The following is a 15207-nucleotide window of genomic DNA, read 5'->3' on the forward strand; positions in this document are numbered from 1 at the left end:
AGATAATTCTTTATTAATTAATCGATTTAGTAATAAGTTGATAATAGCATAATAAAGACCAAGGTTAAGCCCCTTGTATTTCATCAATTCGCCCCAACTTCAAAATCATCTTCGCATAAAATTTGAGAACTAAAATGACAATTGCAGAAAATAACCCACTCATTGGTTTAGAAGGGCTTCCGCCGTTTTCTAAAATTAAACCAGCACACGTAGTGCCAGCATTAAAAGCGGCGATTGCTGAGTGTCGTACCAAAATTGACGAGGTACTGGCAACTAAATCATACACATGGAATGATTTGGTGCTTCCGCTTGAAGAAGCTGATGACAAGTTATCACGCTTATTTTCACCGGTATCACATATGAATTCTGTCGTTAATAACGACGAGCTACGTGAAGCCTATGAGCAATGTTTGCCGTTGTTATCTGAGTATTCAACCTTTGTTGGTCAGCATCAAGGTTTGTATGATGCTTACAATGCACTTCACAGCAGTGACGAATTTAAAACACTGACCATTGCCCAACAAAAAACCATTACTAATGCACTACGTGATTTTGAGCTATCTGGTATTGCTTTAAAGCCTGAGCAACAAAAGCGTTATGGTGAAATCAGTGCGCGTTTATCTGAGCTGGCTTCTAAGTTTGGCAATAATGTGATGGATGCCACACTTGCTTGGCAAAAGCACATTACTGATGAAAGCGAACTGGCTGGTTTACCTGAGTCTGCATTAGCCCTTGGTGCTGATACAGCTAAAAGCAAAGAGCTAGATGGCTGGGTATTCACGTTAGATTTTCCATCTTACTTACCAATCATGACCTACGCAGATAACCGCGAGTTACGTGAAGAGTTTTACACTGCATTTGTGACGCGTGCTTCTGATCAAGGCCCTAATGCCGGTGAGTTTGATAACTCTGCCATTATGAGCGAAGAGCTTGCACTGCGTCATGAGCTTGCCGAGTTACTTGGTTTTAACAGCTACGCTGATATGTCATTGGCGACTAAAATGGCAGAAACGCCAGAGCAAGTTTTCTCATTCTTAGAAGATTTAGCCGACAAATCAAAACCGCAAGCTGAGCAAGAGCTTGCTGAGCTAACAGCCTACGCAAAAGACAAGCACGGTGTGACGGAGCTTGCTGCATGGGACTACGCTTACTACGGCGAAAAACTTAAGCAAGAAAAGTACGCGATTTCTGATGAAGTACTGCGCCCATATTTCCCTGCCAATAAAGTTTTAAGTGGCTTATTCACTACAGTTAATCGTTTATTTGGTATTAACGTTAAAGAAGTCACAGAGTTTGATACGTACCACCCAGATGTACGCTTTTTCGAAATTTACGATAGCAGCAATACTTTACGTGGTCGTTTTTATCTAGATTTATACGCTCGTGATCGCAAACGCGGCGGCGCGTGGATGGATGACTGCATGGGTCGTAAAGTACGTGCTAACGGCGAATTACAAACCCCTGTTGCGTATTTAGTATGTAACTTTAATAAAGCAGTGGGTGATAAGCCAGCCTTGTTTACCCATAACGAAGTAACGACCTTATTCCATGAATTTGGTCATGGTATTCACCATATGTTGACGCAAGTTGATGCAGCGCCGGTTGCAGGTATTAACGGTGTAGCATGGGATGCCGTTGAGTTGCCAAGTCAGTTCCTTGAAAACTGGTGTTACGAAGAAGAAGCCTTAAGCTTTATTTCGGGTCATTACGAAACAGGTGAACCATTACCAAAAGAGTTATTAGATAAACTGCTTGCGGCGAAGAACTTCCAATCAGGTATGCAAATGCTACGTCAGCTTGAGTTCTCGTTGTTTGATTTTACGATTCACCATACGTACAAAGCGGGTGAACCATGTAATATTCAAGCAACACTAGATGAGGTGCGCAGTAAAACGGCCGTTGTTAAAGCCCCCGCGTTTAACCGTTTTCAGCATGGCTTTAGCCATATTTTTGCGGGTGGTTATAGCGCAGGTTACTACTCTTACAAGTGGGCTGAAGTACTCTCGGCCGATGCGTTTTCTAAATTTGAAGAAGAAGGCATTTTTAATCCAGCAACGGGCGAAGCTTTCTTAAAGAACATTTTAGAGAAAGGGGGCAGTGAAGAGCCAATGGAGCTATTTAAAAAGTTCCGTGGACGCGAACCACAAGTTGATGCACTACTTAGACACAGCGGCATTGCTGCATAATAAAGTTTGTTGATCTAAAGCGCCGTAAGGCGCTTTTTTTATTAATATTTCTTCGCAAAATCACGCTCTCGTACTATCCTTCTTAAAAAAGAGTTTATAGGAATTAAGCATGTCAAAACTTGTATTAGCCATTGATGATGATAAATATATCCATCATGTGATTGAGGAATCGCTATCGGGCTTCTGCACACTGATCCATGCTAAAAATGGCGACGAAGGTTTAAGACAGGCGTTAAAGTACAACCCTGACATCATTTTACTTGATATCGAAATGCCGGGTAAAACAGGTTTTGAGGTATGTAACGAATTAAAAGCTAACCCGCAAACAAAAGACACGCCTGTGATGTTTTTATCGGGTAAAGCTGACCTTCCAGACCGTGTAAAAGGTTATAACGCAGGTGCAGCCGACTATATTGTAAAACCATTTAATGCTGAAGAACTCATGGCACGTATTCGCGTGTTATATCAATATCGTCAGCACTCTAAAAAGCTTAAAAGTGATGTAGAGCGAGCGCAAATCACTGCCGAAATCGCGATGACAGATTCAGGCGATATGGGCCGCATCATGCGCTACGTTGGGCAAAGCTATCATGCACATGATATCAAAGCGCTATCTGAGCATATGTTTGAGTTTTTTAATCCGATGGAGCTCGATGTCGTACTGGCGTTTTGGTATCAAGATGTAGGTATATTTTGTAGTGCTGAGGGCGGGGTGTGTCCACTTGAGCAAGAGCTACTCGAAAAACACCGTGATGCAAATCGCTTTGTTGATTTTAGCCATCGCACAATTATTAATTACCCTAAAGTGTCGATGCTGGTCAAAAACATGCCACTAGATGATGCCCAGCTTTATGGTCGTTATAAAGATCTATTCCCGCATATTCTTGAAGTGACTAACGCCAAAGTACAAGATATGGAAAACAATGAGCGGGCACTGACTCAGGCGCAGCAAATTGGTAACTCGTTTAATGAGCTATCTGATCAAATGTACCAAAACAGTGATTCGCGCGAACATGCTGTGGAGAAATTTGCCGCCCAACTTGATGAGCTAAATAAGTCTATTGAGCAAAGTGGTTTATCGGGCAGCGACGAAGTCGCATTTCACTTGCAGCAATTAAAGCAAACTCAGCTGATATTTACCTCACTGAATGAAGACTTATCGTTTATAAAGTTTCAGCTAAAGCATATTATCGAATCGCGTAGTGAGCTTTTAGCGAGCTTACAAAAAATGGCTGAGCCGAGTGAGACCGAAAATGTGACCTCACAAACGGATATCGAGCTATTTTAAGCCATGCTATACTGGCTGCGAATCAGATAGCTCGGAGTTTTGCGTGGTAATTCATTGTCCTTTTAAAGAAATGCGTCCTTATTTAGATGCGATTGAACAGCGTTTTGGTTTGGCCAAGTGGGCTGAGCAAAATGCAGGCTTTTCGCTTCATTACGACGATCAAGGCTTGAGCCTTAAGAAAAAGGACGAGCCAAAGCTTGGCGCTATTCATGTTGATTTTGTAACGGGTGCCGCAGCTCATCGACGTAAGTTTGGTGGTGGTAAAGGGCAGGCTATCGCAAAAGCGGTTGGTTTAAACAAAGGTGCCACGCCTGTGGTGCTAGATGCCACCGCAGGACTTGGCCGCGATGGCTTTGTACTGGCATCTCTTGGCTGTAAAGTGATTTTGCATGAACGCCACCCAGTGGTTGCTGCGCTATTATTTGATGGCTTAGAACGCGCCTATAACGATGCTGAAATTGGCCCTTGGATGAAAGAAAACATGAGCCTAGTGTTTGGCTCTAGCCATACTCTACTGGCGCAATGTAACGAAGTGCCTGATGTTGTGTACTTAGATCCTATGTTTCCTCATCGTGAAAAATCAGCCCTTGTTAAAAAGGAAATGCGAGTATTTCAAGAACTCGTCGGTGCAGACAGCGATGCTGATGATTTATTAGAATTTGCTTATCCACTTGCCAGTAAGCGAGTCGTCGTGAAGCGCCCTGATTACGCCCCATTTTTAAATGACAAAACCCCGAGTATGCAAATCAAAACCAAAAAGAACCGCTTTGATGTATACGTAAAAGCCGCGATGGTTTAAATCTAATATTTTCGGATGCATTTGATTTTTTCGTGTAGTTGTTTGTGGTGGTTTTTCATCAAATTGTCATAAAAGGTTAATATTCTACGCGCGTAACGTTACTTGGGAATATCGTTTATGCGCGTGTCATCATTTACTCGGCTATTGGCCGTTTTACTCACACTCGCCAGTATCTTACTGGCAGCCACCTTGTTCTGGGCCAGTCAAACTTTACTCGGATTAGAGCAGCAAGATAACGCTTATAATAAGCTTAAAAACACCATCATTATTGATTTAAAAAGTTACCTTGATGATTATTTAGAGCAAGGTGACAGCCAACATTTAAATAAAGCGTCAACGCTCATAAGCGATGTTAAAAAGCAGCATTTAGCAGAGCTACCTGATGACCTTGCAGGTCAGCTAAATAGTCAGCTAACAGAGCTCGATAAAGACATTAATGGCAAGTATCGCGCGTTAGGAAAGCTATCGGGCAACGAAATGGCGCTACTTGATAACTCGTTAAGACAAATGGCAGGCTCTGCCTCATCGTTAATTGGTTATGCAAGCAAAGCCGAGCCGCAAACCGCGCTTGCTCTTGAGTATTACCAACTTGCCGCTGACTACTACAGCGAAGTGACATCACTTGCCTTGTATACTTACAAGTTGGTGATCAACTTTGATCAAGACACTAAAAATAGCCTCAATCAAAGTGTTGAAAACCTAAATTCGCTTGCTGCCAAAATCGATAGACTCGAAAACCTAGGTGTAATGAGCGAAGTGGATGAAGACGCCTTGTTTCTAGGTGAAGAAGCTGAAGATTTAGCGGGTGACATTAAAGCCGAGCTAAGTAGCTGGCCTAAACGCTTTCCACGTGATTTAGCATCGACCCTTGAACAAGCTGAGCTACGTCAAACCGGTATGCAGGCACTACGCGAACAAATCGGTGCGCTTTCAGCAACGGTACTCGGTGCAGAGCAAAAACTAAAAGATGAACAAAGCCAACTTAAACAACAAGTATTTATCGTGTTTTGCGTGGCTATTGGCATGCTGGTGGTTTTAGCGGGTGGCGTTTACTTTGTTCAGCGTAACCAAGTGCTTAACCCACTGCGTCAGTTGCGCGATGGCTTTGCTTTCTTAATTGAAAGTAATGAGCTTAAAAATATCGAGAGTAAAAATCCGAAAACCGAAGTCGGTGAAATTGCCCATTACTTTAATCAATTGATTGAGCGCCAGCGAGGTGAGGCAGAAGAGCGAGCACAAATGCTTAAAGTTATTAATGACTTTATGCTAGAGATGAGCGAGCACTTACATACTATTGCACAGCAAACAGATGCCAGCCACTCTCAAGTGGAACAAAACCAAGGCTTATTAAGTGATATTCAGCACATTGGCGAGCAGGTCAATAACATTAATGGTCAAGTGGCTGACAACGCCAAACAAACCTTTGGTGCGATGGAGCAGAGCCTAGGCTTTGCCGACAGCATGTTAACCGCAAGCTCTCGTACTGAAGAGCGTGTTGAGCAAGGTCTAGGTAGCTTAAAAGAGTTATTAAAAGGCGTTGATGATGTTGGCCAAGTCATTGAAGTAATCAAAAACATTGCTGAGCAAACAAACCTACTGGCACTGAATGCGGCGATTGAGTCGGCACGCGCAGGTGAGCATGGTCGAGGCTTTGCAGTTGTCGCCGATGAAGTACGAAAACTTGCCAGACAAACACAAGGTTCGCTTGATGATATTAACAATCAGCTAAACCGCTTAAGTGAAAACTCCACCATGGTATCGGAGCAAATTAGCGCACTGGCTAATGATGCCGAGCTACAAACACAAAATGCTCAAGAACTTAAACGTAATTCAGAAGGCGTTGCCGACAATGCGCAAGATGCTAACAAGGTAGCATTTGATGCTATGGAGCTGGCTAAACAACAAAATGCCTTACTCGAAAACTTTAGCCAATCAATGCAAAGCATGAAAGGGCAGGTAAGCGAATCGAACTCACTGGTTAGTGATATTCAGCACCGCCTACAAGAGCAAATGCACACCATTAAAACCAGTTTAGGTTTATAACTCTTCAAAGGGCGAGCAATGGTTTGCATTGTTTGCCCTTAAATCATGCGGTATTCAATTTTTTGGGTATATACTCTGTACTCTTATTTTCTTTCAAGGAATCACGATGATCGAACAAGGCCAAACTCTACCTGCGGCAACCCTTAGCGAATTAACCAGTGAGGGCATGCAAACACTATCAACAGAGGCATTATTTGCAGATAAAAAAGTAGTGTTATTTGCGGTGCCTGGTGCATTTACGCCAACCTGTTCAAACGCTCACTTACCTGAGTTTATTACTTTAGCCGATAAAATTACCGCTAAAGGCGTTGATGCAATTTACTGTGTATCAGTGAACGATGCATTTGTAATGAAAGCATGGGGTGAAGCTCATAACGCAGAGCATATTCGTATGTTAGCTGATGGTGATGCAAGCTTTACTAAAGCACTTGGTTTAGATAAAGACACCGCTGGTTTTGGTGGCGTACGTTCAAAGCGTTATGCGATGATCGTTGAAAACCAAACGGTAACAGGGCTGTTTGTTGAACAAGATAAAGAGTTTGTAGTAAGTCGCGCTGAAGCTGTGCTTGAAAAGCTTTAATAGCAATACAAAAAAGCCGGACGTAAGTCCGGCTAAAAAGTCCCAGGGGGAACTTAGGAGATCAACTATTAAGGTTGATACTGTGCATCCAATGTTACACCAGAGAAGGTCTTGTATGCATTTAAGCTTAAGTGCCAAGTACCTGCTTGTGGGTTACTGAATGTACATGTTTCTGCGTTACCGTTTTTGTACGGACGACAGTCATAACTTGAAGTTGTTGGTTGGCTACCAAACTTAACGAATAAGTCAGCATCACCCGAACCACCAGACGTCGTAACAGTGAAGCTTGCCATACCTGCTGGTACTTCTAGCGTGTAGTGCTTCCACTGACCAGCACTTGCAGAGATATCAGTCACTGTGCCGCCACCTGCTTGTGGTGAACCTGAGCCTGAACCACCGCCAGACACTGTTAAATCACCCACTAGGCTAACACCTGAGTATGCAGAGTAACCATTCAGCATTACATGGTAAGTACCTGCTGTTGGGTTATCGATAGAACATACTTCGTTGTTACCACCTTTATAAGGACGACAATCATAGGTTGACGTTGTTGGTGCACTACCTGCACGAACGTAAAGGTCAGCATCACCTGTACCGCCACTCATTGTGAAGGTTACGTTAGTTGCACCTGTTGGCACTTCCATTGTGTAGAAAGTTTGGCTGCTAGCAGAGCCACTTAAACCTGTTAGGGCTTGACCATCTTCTAACACATTACCTGTTGGTGGTGGCGGTGTTGTGCCTGATGCTGCTGCCACAGCGGCTGCTGCATCAACAATACCTGTACCACAGCTTGTACATGTTGCAGGGAAAGAACGAGTTGTTGATTTTAAGATGCTTTCGATTTCATCTGGCGTTGCAGATGGTTTAGCTTGCTTGATTAGCGCTGCTACACCCGCAACATGTGGTGCTGCCATCGACGTACCTTGCGAGTAGTGATATGAATCGCTGCTTGGGCTTGTAGAGCCTGAGTTGTGTGTTGATAACACACCTTCAGAGTCATTCGCAAAGCTTTGTGCGCCACCCGGTGCTGCAACGTCAATGTTGCTACCGTAGTTTGAGTAATAAGCACGACCACCGTTACGACCAACAGATGCAACGTTTACAACACCATTACAGTTACCTGGGTTGTAGTTTGCAGAGTTATCGTTATCGTTACCCGCGCCGATTACGATCACAGTGCCGTTGTTACGTGCTTGGTTGATAGCGCTTTGTGTTGTAGAGCTACATGAACCGCTACCACCTAAACTCATGTTGATAACATCTGCAGGGTTAGCATTTGCTGGTACGCCAGAAACCGAACCACCTGAAGCCCAGATAATACCGTCAGCGATATCAGAAGTTAAACCACCACATTTACCAAGTACACGTACAGGAACTACTTTCGCATCGTAAGCAACACCGGCAACACCTTCACCGTTGTTAGTCACTGCCGCAACAGTACCCGCAACGTGCGTACCGTGCCAGCTTGAGCTTTGCGCACCATGTGTGTAACCACATTCGTTAGCGCTGATTGCATCACCCGGATCGCGAGCATCGCTATCACGACCACCCCCATCGTTAGCTACAGACACGTTAGAGATCATGTCATAGCCAGGAAGGATGTTGGCATTTAAATCAATATGTGGGCGGTAACCTGTATCAAGTACCGCAACAACCACACCGCTACCCGTTGCTGTATCCCACGCTGTAGGAAGGTTAAGACCACCCGCTTGCTCGTAGTAGTGCCATTGGTCGTTATAACGAGGGTCGTTAGGCGTTGCAAATGGCTTTAACATTTGGTCGATTTCGATGTATTCAACGTTACCTGTTGCAACCATCTCTTGCATGAATTCTTGTGCTTCTTCAGCAGAAAGTTTTTTATCAGCACGCATTACGTGGTGATTATTCATCGCCATTGCACGAACGTATTGTGCTTTTACTTTACCTTTTTTGCTGGTGAAGTTTTTAACAAAGCCTTTTGCTTTTTTACTCATCATAGTCGGCGTTTGTTCTGCTGCCGACATTGTCATCATTTCATCACTGTTGTTTTTATACTTGATGATGAATTGTGTACCAAAGCCTTCTTGGCCTTGTAATTTCGCCGCAGTTTCCTGCATAGATGGTGACATTAGTTGGTTTGGAGTAGCCATTGCTGCCGTCGTCCCAAACAACGCAGTCAAGCTCAGTGCAATTGCGCACTTCTTCAAGTTGTTGTTAGTTGTCATAATGATCCCTAGATTGTTATGTAAATCTCCACGATATTTTTCGCGAAGGGGGACAAAGGTAAAATAAATGTAAATTTAGTTAAAATATCGTTTTATTATGGTTGTCTCTATTTTGGTTATAACTAAATGTATAGACGTCTAAACTAGTCTTTTAATGGTGTTTTTCTACGCATTTCTCATAATAAAGTTATAATTTTACGGTTTTGAGTTTTTACTTTATTTCGTTTTTTGGTTTTATCTTTTTTGTAAAAACACCTCAGTGTTAACACAGCAGCGACAATAACTTGTTATAATCAGCTAAATTTTTTTAGTGAGTATGAGTAATGACCCAAGTAGATGTAATTGTGATTGGCGCCGGTGCCGCAGGTTTGATGTGTGCTGCACAAGCAGGCTACCGTGGTCGCAATGTTACTGTGCTTGATATGGGCAAAAAGCCGGGCCGTAAAATATTAATCAGCGGCGGCGGGCGTTGTAACTTCACCAATGAAAACGCAAGCCCAGACAACTACTTGTGTGGTAATCCTCACTTTGTAAAATCGTGTTTAAGTCGTTATACCCAGCATGACTTTATCGAGCTGGTGGACCGTCACGGCTTGGCCTATCACCATAAAACGCTGGGCCAGTTATTTTGTGATAACAGCGCACAAGATATCGTCGACATTCTTTTAACTGAGTGTGAGTGGGCGGGTGTTAACATAGCGCCGCGTAACGAAGTACTCAGCGTGACAAAAACCGATGCGGGCTATGAAGTTATTACTGAGCAAGACAGCTATCAATGTGAGTCGTTAGTTGTCGCATCGGGCGGATTAACCATGCCTAAGCTCGGTGCATCACCAATTGGTTATAAAATTGCAGAGCAATTTGGTTTAACAGTGCTACCAACCATGGCGGCATTAGTGCCATTTACGTTACACCAGCATGATAAAGATCGCTTTGATGGGTTATCGGGGATCAGTATTCCTTGTTTGGTTACCAGTGAAGATGGCACCCAGTTTAAAGAAAACATCTTGTTTACTCATCGCGGCCTTTCGGGCCCAGCTATTTTACAAATCAGCTCTTTTTGGCGTGCAGGGCAAACTGTGTACATCAACTTGTTACCCGAGCTCGATTTAAAACAGCAGCTTGAGCAGTGGCGTCAAAGCCAAGGGCAAAAGTCACTAAAAAATACCCTAGCGACCATTTTACCAAAGCGTTTTGTTGAAATGCTGCACGATACTAAAGCGATCCCTGATTGTAATGTAAACCAGCTAAGCCATGCGCAAATCGACGCGTTACATGACTACATTCACAATTGGCAAATTAAACCAAACGGCACAGAGGGTTACAGAACCGCCGAAGTCACGCTTGGCGGTGTAGACACCGACGAGTTAAGTTCTAAAACCTTCGAAGCTAAAAAGTCACCGGGCCTCTATTTCATCGGCGAAGTCACCGACGTCACCGGTTGGCTAGGCGGCTACAACTTCCAATACGCCTGGAGCTGTGGCTTTGCAGCAGGGCAGTATTGTTAATTTGAGTTGCTAGTTGCTAGGGGAAAGATGTTAGTGGTTAGTGGTTAGTGGTTAGTGGTTAGTGGTTAGTGGTCAGGTCACAGGCGCTAGGCTCTAGAAGCTAGGTTAGCACTTGCTTGTAGGTCGTGCTTTAGCGCGCTGGAGGGATTTGTAATCCGAAACTGAAAAGTACCAGAAGAACAGTATTTAGGTTGATAAGACATGAATCTAAGGAAAGATGAAAACAAATTAATCGGTAAGCATGTTTTTTTAAACGGTAAAGTTGTGGCGGATAAAATGGCACAGCGAATTGATTATTTAAAAAATAACGTAATGTTAGTCGTTGCATATTCCGATGATGGGTGGTCAACTTTACTGCGAGATCCTAATGATGGGCGTCTTTGGGAGCTAGTCTACTACGACTCAGGCTTTCATGGCGCAGGTGCACCGAGTTTGATTCACTTAACGCTGGATAATGCGAAAAACAAATACAAATTCAAGTAAGAGAATTAATGAACAGCTAACGCTGTCGAACAAAGCCTCGCACTCGTGGGGTTTTGTTCTTAATAAACAGAGACTCAAAGAAGAAGCTCGATATCTTATATTTGCGCCAAAACTATCACCTAAAGCCTAAGGAACCAAAAGGTTACTCAGTTATTTTTATTTCATGCATATGATTGTTGATAAGTAGTTAAATAAAACCATTGGGGTTAAGCTAAATTATTTTCTGATGCCATGGGCGAGGTAGTGGCAAAAAGAAAGACCTGACACTATGAGTTCTGGAGTAAAATGATATGACTAATATGCTGAACGTTTATATGGATGATATAGAAGTTATTAGTGATGAAACCCCACAATCATTTGATAAGCTTAAAAAAGGTGTATTATCTGATGATAGTGAAATAAGAGAAAGATCATTTTTTAAATTGGCATGCTTTGAGTATACCGAAGAAATTAAAAATATTTTTAACAGAGGATTATTAGATAGCGATGAACTTATTCGCTCTGATTGTATAGAATTTCTTGCTGAATTTGATTTACTTGATAATTTAGAAAAAATTTGCGAATTATTAGATGACCCAAGCTGTTATGTCGTTAATTCATGTGTAACTAGTCTAGCTGAGCTAAATTCTAAAAATGAAAAAGTTATTAAGCTTTTGATTAGTAAGTTAAAAGGTGGGCAGCTTCAGAGTGGAACTGTTTTAAGAATTCACTATGCGTTATATAAACTTGATCCAACATACTCAATTGGGAACCTATTAGTTTGCTATTCTGACTCCAGAGATTATCGAGATAGGTGCGCTATTTTAAACTTATTAGCAGAGGGAATCCGAGAAGAGGATATCCCTGTGATAAAAGAGAAGCTAGATAAAATTGTAAATCCTAATGATTTTAGATCTGTACTATTTAAATATGATGAACTTTTAGCTTCATTAGGTTGATCAGAGATTTAAATCCAAAGCCTCGCAATCGCGGGGCTTTGTTTTTCTGGCTTGGGTTTGTTGAAGTTGAAACTCTAATTTAAAAAATTGTGTTTGAGGGATCATTGTTCAATAGTTGGCTTTAAATTTATGGGATCGTAAATCGTACTAATTTATATGCAGGCACGATACTATGATCCAGTCATAGGTCGTTTCTACTCGAATGATCCTGTTGGTTCTCTTGAGCACTTCTCTGGAGGTAGTGTTCAAGGGTTCAATAGATTTAATTACGCATATAATAACCCTTATAGGTATATAGACCCTGATGGTCAAAAGCCGGGAGATCCATTTGATACACCTGAAGAAGCAGGAAAGGATGCGGTCGAACATATTAATGATAAATCTATACAAGATAATCTAGAGTATGGTGGCACGATCAATAGAGTAGTTTCAAAAGACAAAGATGGTAAAGAAATTGTAAAATATGTTGCAAGTGATCCGGTGAAAGGCGATGAGACAGGAGTCGGTTTTGAAGGAAACGCTAAAACATTGGTTGGTGACTACCATACTCATGGAGACTATTCAAAAGAAAGCGATGGGAAAGTTGTAAGGACTAAAAGGCGGAATGACGAATTCGATAGCGACAGATTTTCAAGCGAAGATAGAAAAACAGGTAGAGCTTTTGCTGCGGCTACAGAGAAATATCGCAAGACCCGAGGTGAAAAGTATACGAGAGTGCTGGGTACTCCTTCAGGAAAAATAAGAGTGAAGAAATTTTGATGATTATTAGATTTTTATTATATGTTCTGCTGGCCATTTCTTCTCCATTATCACATGGGGTGCAGGAGAATATAGTTGCTACAACAATAGATATTAAGAGTGTTAAAGCTATTACTACTGCTTATTCAAAGTTTGCCACGAACGCAAAGGATATTAATTGTTTTGAGGCGTATGTTGAAAGTACTGAAAATGAAATCGTTGTAAGTTTCTTAATGAAAAATGCAGTTATTTTAAAAGACGGTATTATCTCCAAGTCTAAACTAGATATTGATCACTGCGGAATTTCTAAATCATATATTTTTGATATAAACTCAGGTGAGTTAATAAAAGAATTTTTTCAAAAGTAGAAGCTTTAATTTGAACCCAAAGCCTCGCACCATGGAGTGAGGCATGGGTTTCAATAAATCAGTTTCGGGGTTAACTCGACTTGAATCCAACCTCATCGCCTCGCACTCGCGGGGCTTTTTGTTTCTGGTTTGGTGGCTTGGGATTTTGTTTTCAAGACTGGCTAAGCTGCTCAATGAAAAGAAGCGCTTGCTGGTATGGGTGAGGTAGTGACAAAAAGCAAAACCTGCTCCCATGTGTTTGAAGCGCAGTAAAAGGAGCATGATTTATAATGACTGAAATTACGAAAACTCAAAGATTGGTCTGTAATGAATTTAATGCTGACTTTGTATCATCTCCCGAAGATATGAAAGTTGGGATTTCTCGTAACGTCAAGCAAGGGGTTATTCCTATTAATGGACTAAGACACTCCCCTGAAGGAGATACAACAGGTTGGTACATTTGGGGTGGAGAAGTGTTTTCTGAAGAACCTGATTTTTTCGTTCCTCTTCATGTTGCTCATTTAGGTGAGTGGTGTCCTGATATCAAAAAGTATCTTGCGCTACCTCCGGGTTATAGGTTTTTAATCGCTGGAGATTATGTTGATGTTTGGTTTGATGAGTCTTTATTAAATATTTGACGACATAGTTTGAATTCTAAGCCTCGCACTCGCGGGGCTTTTTGTTGTTTTCAAGTTGTATGTTACTGTTGTTGATTAATAAATAGTTAAAAATTAAGTGATTAAAGTGGCAGAAAGCAAAGAGCTAATAGTAGAGTTTGGTGAAAATGGGATTCCTTTTATTGAGCCTGTCGAGGAGGCTAGACTCGAATATTCACTGTCAACAGATGGGAGCCTGCAATTGGAAGGCAATAAAGATGGACTGTTACTTTTAGCTAGAGCTATAGTCGGAATGGCACATTGCGAAAGAGAAGACGGCTTTCACATTCATTTGGACGATTTATACGACCTAAACGAAAGTAATGCCAGTATTACCATATCTAAGGGTACGGACGAATGAGTTCCGTTTGGATTTTTCACGGAGATGGTGCAACTTTCTCTAGCGGTGCGTTCTCTGACTACTCGCAAGCTGAAAGTTGGATTAAAAAGCATAGTCTATCGGGGTTGCTGACAGAATAATCTTTAAACCAAGGGGCCTATGATTGGTGTATAGAAAATGATTATTTTACACCTAAAAAGCCACTTCATTATGAGGCCAAATTTGTTGGGAGGTTTATTTCAGCTTCTCAAGAGCACTTTAGGTTTGAAAACGGAGAAGCCCTGTAATTATTTAATTTGAATGAATTCATGTCGCATATGATAGCTGCATTGAATATTCTGAATTAATGGAAATGAAGTATGAGTGATACGGATAACAAAGTAACATGTAAAACCCATGGAGAAGGAAACGCTAGTTTCTTATGTTGTCATTTAATAAATGGGAAAGGGCTAGGCTTTAATCTTGGTTATGACCCAGATTATCCAGACGAGCTATGTCCTGACGCATGGTGTGATAGGTGTGAGGAAGTGTTGGACACTGAAGGTGAATGGAATGAAAATTCCGAAGCTTTTGCCGATATTAAGGTGCTATGCGAGCACTGTTATGAAGATATCCGTGAAAGAAATTGGGTTCAGAATGATGATATCTACCATGAACTAGTAACCGATAGCTTTTCTTTCATCGAACCAAAGCATAATGATTTCTTAGACAATTTTAATGTTGGTAACCATGAACGTTGGGATTGGCACCAAGAAACAGGAAAAATAATATTTTCCAACAAAGGTGTTCAAGAAGTCGAAGCTAGTATTCATTTCGCAGGCTCTTTTTCCACCAAGTCTAATACTTGGATGTGGGCATGGGCAAACACTAGTCTCGAAGAAAAAGTAAAAGCCTCATCTAGAGTTGTTAGAGAGTTGGGTGAGGAACTAGGATTGAAGCAACTTGTCTCAGGTCGATGGTCTGCAACTGAAGTTGACGGTTGGGAAATGACCTCAGTATTAGCCAAAGCGCTAAATGCTATTGGGATGTATAGAACATCTACTGATAATGGCTTTATTTATATGGTCGTTACAGATGCAAAGTGGCTTGAGAGCTAA

The 15207-nt window shown here is 41.8% G+C and carries 14 protein-coding genes and 1 pseudogene; 14 read left to right on the plus strand and 1 reads right to left on the minus strand.

What is annotated here, in order from left to right; translation table 11 throughout:
• Positions 1 to 134 precede the first annotated feature (134 nt).
• The 5 genes from prlC (at position 135) to P4S60_RS01610 (ending at position 6896) form a co-directional block, all read left to right on the plus strand.
• On the plus strand, positions 135 to 2186 hold the full coding sequence (prlC, locus tag P4S60_RS01590; protein ID WP_337114795.1) for an oligopeptidase A: 2052 nt from the start codon (positions 135 to 137) through the stop codon (positions 2184 to 2186).
• A gap of 109 nt (positions 2187 to 2295) precedes the next feature.
• Positions 2296 to 3474, plus strand: coding sequence for a response regulator (locus tag P4S60_RS01595; protein ID WP_337114796.1), 1179 nt, complete (start codon positions 2296 to 2298; stop codon positions 3472 to 3474).
• A 43-nt stretch (positions 3475 to 3517) separates the two neighbouring features.
• A complete protein-coding gene (locus P4S60_RS01600) occupies positions 3518 to 4273 on the plus strand; it encodes a class I SAM-dependent methyltransferase (protein WP_119853841.1) in 756 nt (251 codons plus the stop codon).
• 117 nt (positions 4274 to 4390) lie between these two features.
• On the plus strand, positions 4391 to 6316 hold the full coding sequence (locus P4S60_RS01605; protein WP_337114797.1) for a methyl-accepting chemotaxis protein: 1926 nt from the start codon (positions 4391 to 4393) through the stop codon (positions 6314 to 6316).
• A 106-nt stretch (positions 6317 to 6422) separates the two neighbouring features.
• The gene (locus tag P4S60_RS01610; protein WP_063529354.1) at positions 6423 to 6896 is read left to right on the plus strand and encodes a peroxiredoxin; all 474 of its coding nucleotides are present in this window, start codon (positions 6423 to 6425) and stop codon (positions 6894 to 6896) included.
• A gap of 68 nt (positions 6897 to 6964) precedes the next feature.
• Here P4S60_RS01610 and P4S60_RS01615 read toward each other — a convergent pair whose 3' ends face one another.
• Positions 6965 to 9100, minus strand: coding sequence for a S8 family peptidase (locus P4S60_RS01615; protein WP_337114798.1), 2136 nt, complete (start codon positions 9098 to 9100; stop codon positions 6965 to 6967).
• 323 nt (positions 9101 to 9423) lie between these two features.
• Here P4S60_RS01615 and P4S60_RS01620 point away from each other — a divergent pair, with 323 nt between their 5' ends.
• The 9 genes and pseudogenes from P4S60_RS01620 (at position 9424) to P4S60_RS01660 (ending at position 15207) form a co-directional block, all read left to right on the plus strand.
• Positions 9424 to 10608 carry an NAD(P)/FAD-dependent oxidoreductase gene (locus P4S60_RS01620; RefSeq protein WP_337114799.1) on the plus strand — a complete coding sequence of 395 codons (1185 nt, stop codon included), beginning with the start codon at positions 9424 to 9426 and terminating at the stop codon, positions 10606 to 10608.
• Positions 10609 to 10809: 201 nt separating this feature from the next.
• A complete protein-coding gene (locus tag P4S60_RS01625; RefSeq protein WP_337114800.1) occupies positions 10810 to 11091 on the plus strand; it encodes an Imm27 family immunity protein in 282 nt (93 codons plus the stop codon).
• A 290-nt stretch (positions 11092 to 11381) separates the two neighbouring features.
• A complete protein-coding gene (locus P4S60_RS01630; RefSeq protein ID WP_337114801.1) occupies positions 11382 to 12029 on the plus strand; it encodes a HEAT repeat domain-containing protein in 648 nt (215 codons plus the stop codon).
• Positions 12030 to 12185: 156 nt separating this feature from the next.
• Complete coding sequence (locus P4S60_RS01635; protein WP_337114802.1) at positions 12186 to 12788, plus strand: RHS repeat-associated core domain-containing protein; 603 nt, start codon at positions 12186 to 12188, stop codon at positions 12786 to 12788.
• Positions 12788 to 13135, plus strand: a complete 348-nt coding sequence (locus P4S60_RS01640) for a hypothetical protein (RefSeq protein WP_337114803.1) — start codon at positions 12788 to 12790, stop codon at positions 13133 to 13135. The genes P4S60_RS01635 and P4S60_RS01640 overlap by 1 nt, the downstream gene beginning before the upstream one ends.
• Positions 13136 to 13404: 269 nt before the next feature.
• On the plus strand, positions 13405 to 13752 hold the full coding sequence (locus P4S60_RS01645) for an immunity protein Imm33 domain-containing protein (protein WP_337114804.1): 348 nt from the start codon (positions 13405 to 13407) through the stop codon (positions 13750 to 13752).
• Positions 13753 to 13858: 106 nt separating this feature from the next.
• A complete protein-coding gene (locus P4S60_RS01650; protein ID WP_337114805.1) occupies positions 13859 to 14131 on the plus strand; it encodes an Imm32 family immunity protein in 273 nt (90 codons plus the stop codon).
• Positions 14128 to 14397: pseudogene (locus P4S60_RS21515) on the plus strand (DUF7710 domain-containing protein). Before P4S60_RS01650 ends, P4S60_RS21515 begins: the two are co-directional and overlap by 4 nt.
• Positions 14398 to 14469: 72 nt before the next feature.
• Complete coding sequence (locus P4S60_RS01660) at positions 14470 to 15207, plus strand: DUF6882 domain-containing protein (RefSeq protein ID WP_337114807.1); 738 nt, start codon at positions 14470 to 14472, stop codon at positions 15205 to 15207.

Origin of the sequence: Pseudoalteromonas sp. Hal040 (genome assembly GCF_037162425.1) — a bacterium.
Taxonomy (GTDB): Bacteria; Pseudomonadota; Gammaproteobacteria; order Enterobacterales; family Alteromonadaceae; genus Pseudoalteromonas; species Pseudoalteromonas gelatinilytica.

Excerpts from the sequence above, each read along its gene's own strand:
- P4S60_RS01660 (WP_337114807.1), top strand. The coding sequence starts at position 14,470 with ATGAGTGATACGGATAACAAAGTAACATGTAAAACCCATGGAGAAGGA.
- P4S60_RS01615 (WP_337114798.1), bottom strand. The coding sequence starts at position 9,100 with ATGACAACTAACAACAACTTGAAGAAGTGCGCAATTGCACTGAGCTTG.
- P4S60_RS01645 (WP_337114804.1), top strand. The coding sequence starts at position 13,405 with ATGACTGAAATTACGAAAACTCAAAGATTGGTCTGTAATGAATTTAAT.
- P4S60_RS01605 (WP_337114797.1), top strand. The coding sequence starts at position 4,391 with ATGCGCGTGTCATCATTTACTCGGCTATTGGCCGTTTTACTCACACTC.
- P4S60_RS01630 (WP_337114801.1), top strand. The coding sequence starts at position 11,382 with ATGACTAATATGCTGAACGTTTATATGGATGATATAGAAGTTATTAGT.
- P4S60_RS01610 (WP_063529354.1), top strand. The coding sequence starts at position 6,423 with ATGATCGAACAAGGCCAAACTCTACCTGCGGCAACCCTTAGCGAATTA.
- P4S60_RS01620 (WP_337114799.1), top strand. The coding sequence starts at position 9,424 with ATGACCCAAGTAGATGTAATTGTGATTGGCGCCGGTGCCGCAGGTTTG.
- P4S60_RS01640 (WP_337114803.1), top strand. The coding sequence starts at position 12,788 with ATGATTATTAGATTTTTATTATATGTTCTGCTGGCCATTTCTTCTCCA.
- prlC (WP_337114795.1), top strand. The coding sequence starts at position 135 with ATGACAATTGCAGAAAATAACCCACTCATTGGTTTAGAAGGGCTTCCG.
- P4S60_RS01625 (WP_337114800.1), top strand. The coding sequence starts at position 10,810 with ATGAATCTAAGGAAAGATGAAAACAAATTAATCGGTAAGCATGTTTTT.
- P4S60_RS01595 (WP_337114796.1), top strand. The coding sequence starts at position 2,296 with ATGTCAAAACTTGTATTAGCCATTGATGATGATAAATATATCCATCAT.
- P4S60_RS01635 (WP_337114802.1), top strand. The coding sequence starts at position 12,186 with ATGCAGGCACGATACTATGATCCAGTCATAGGTCGTTTCTACTCGAAT.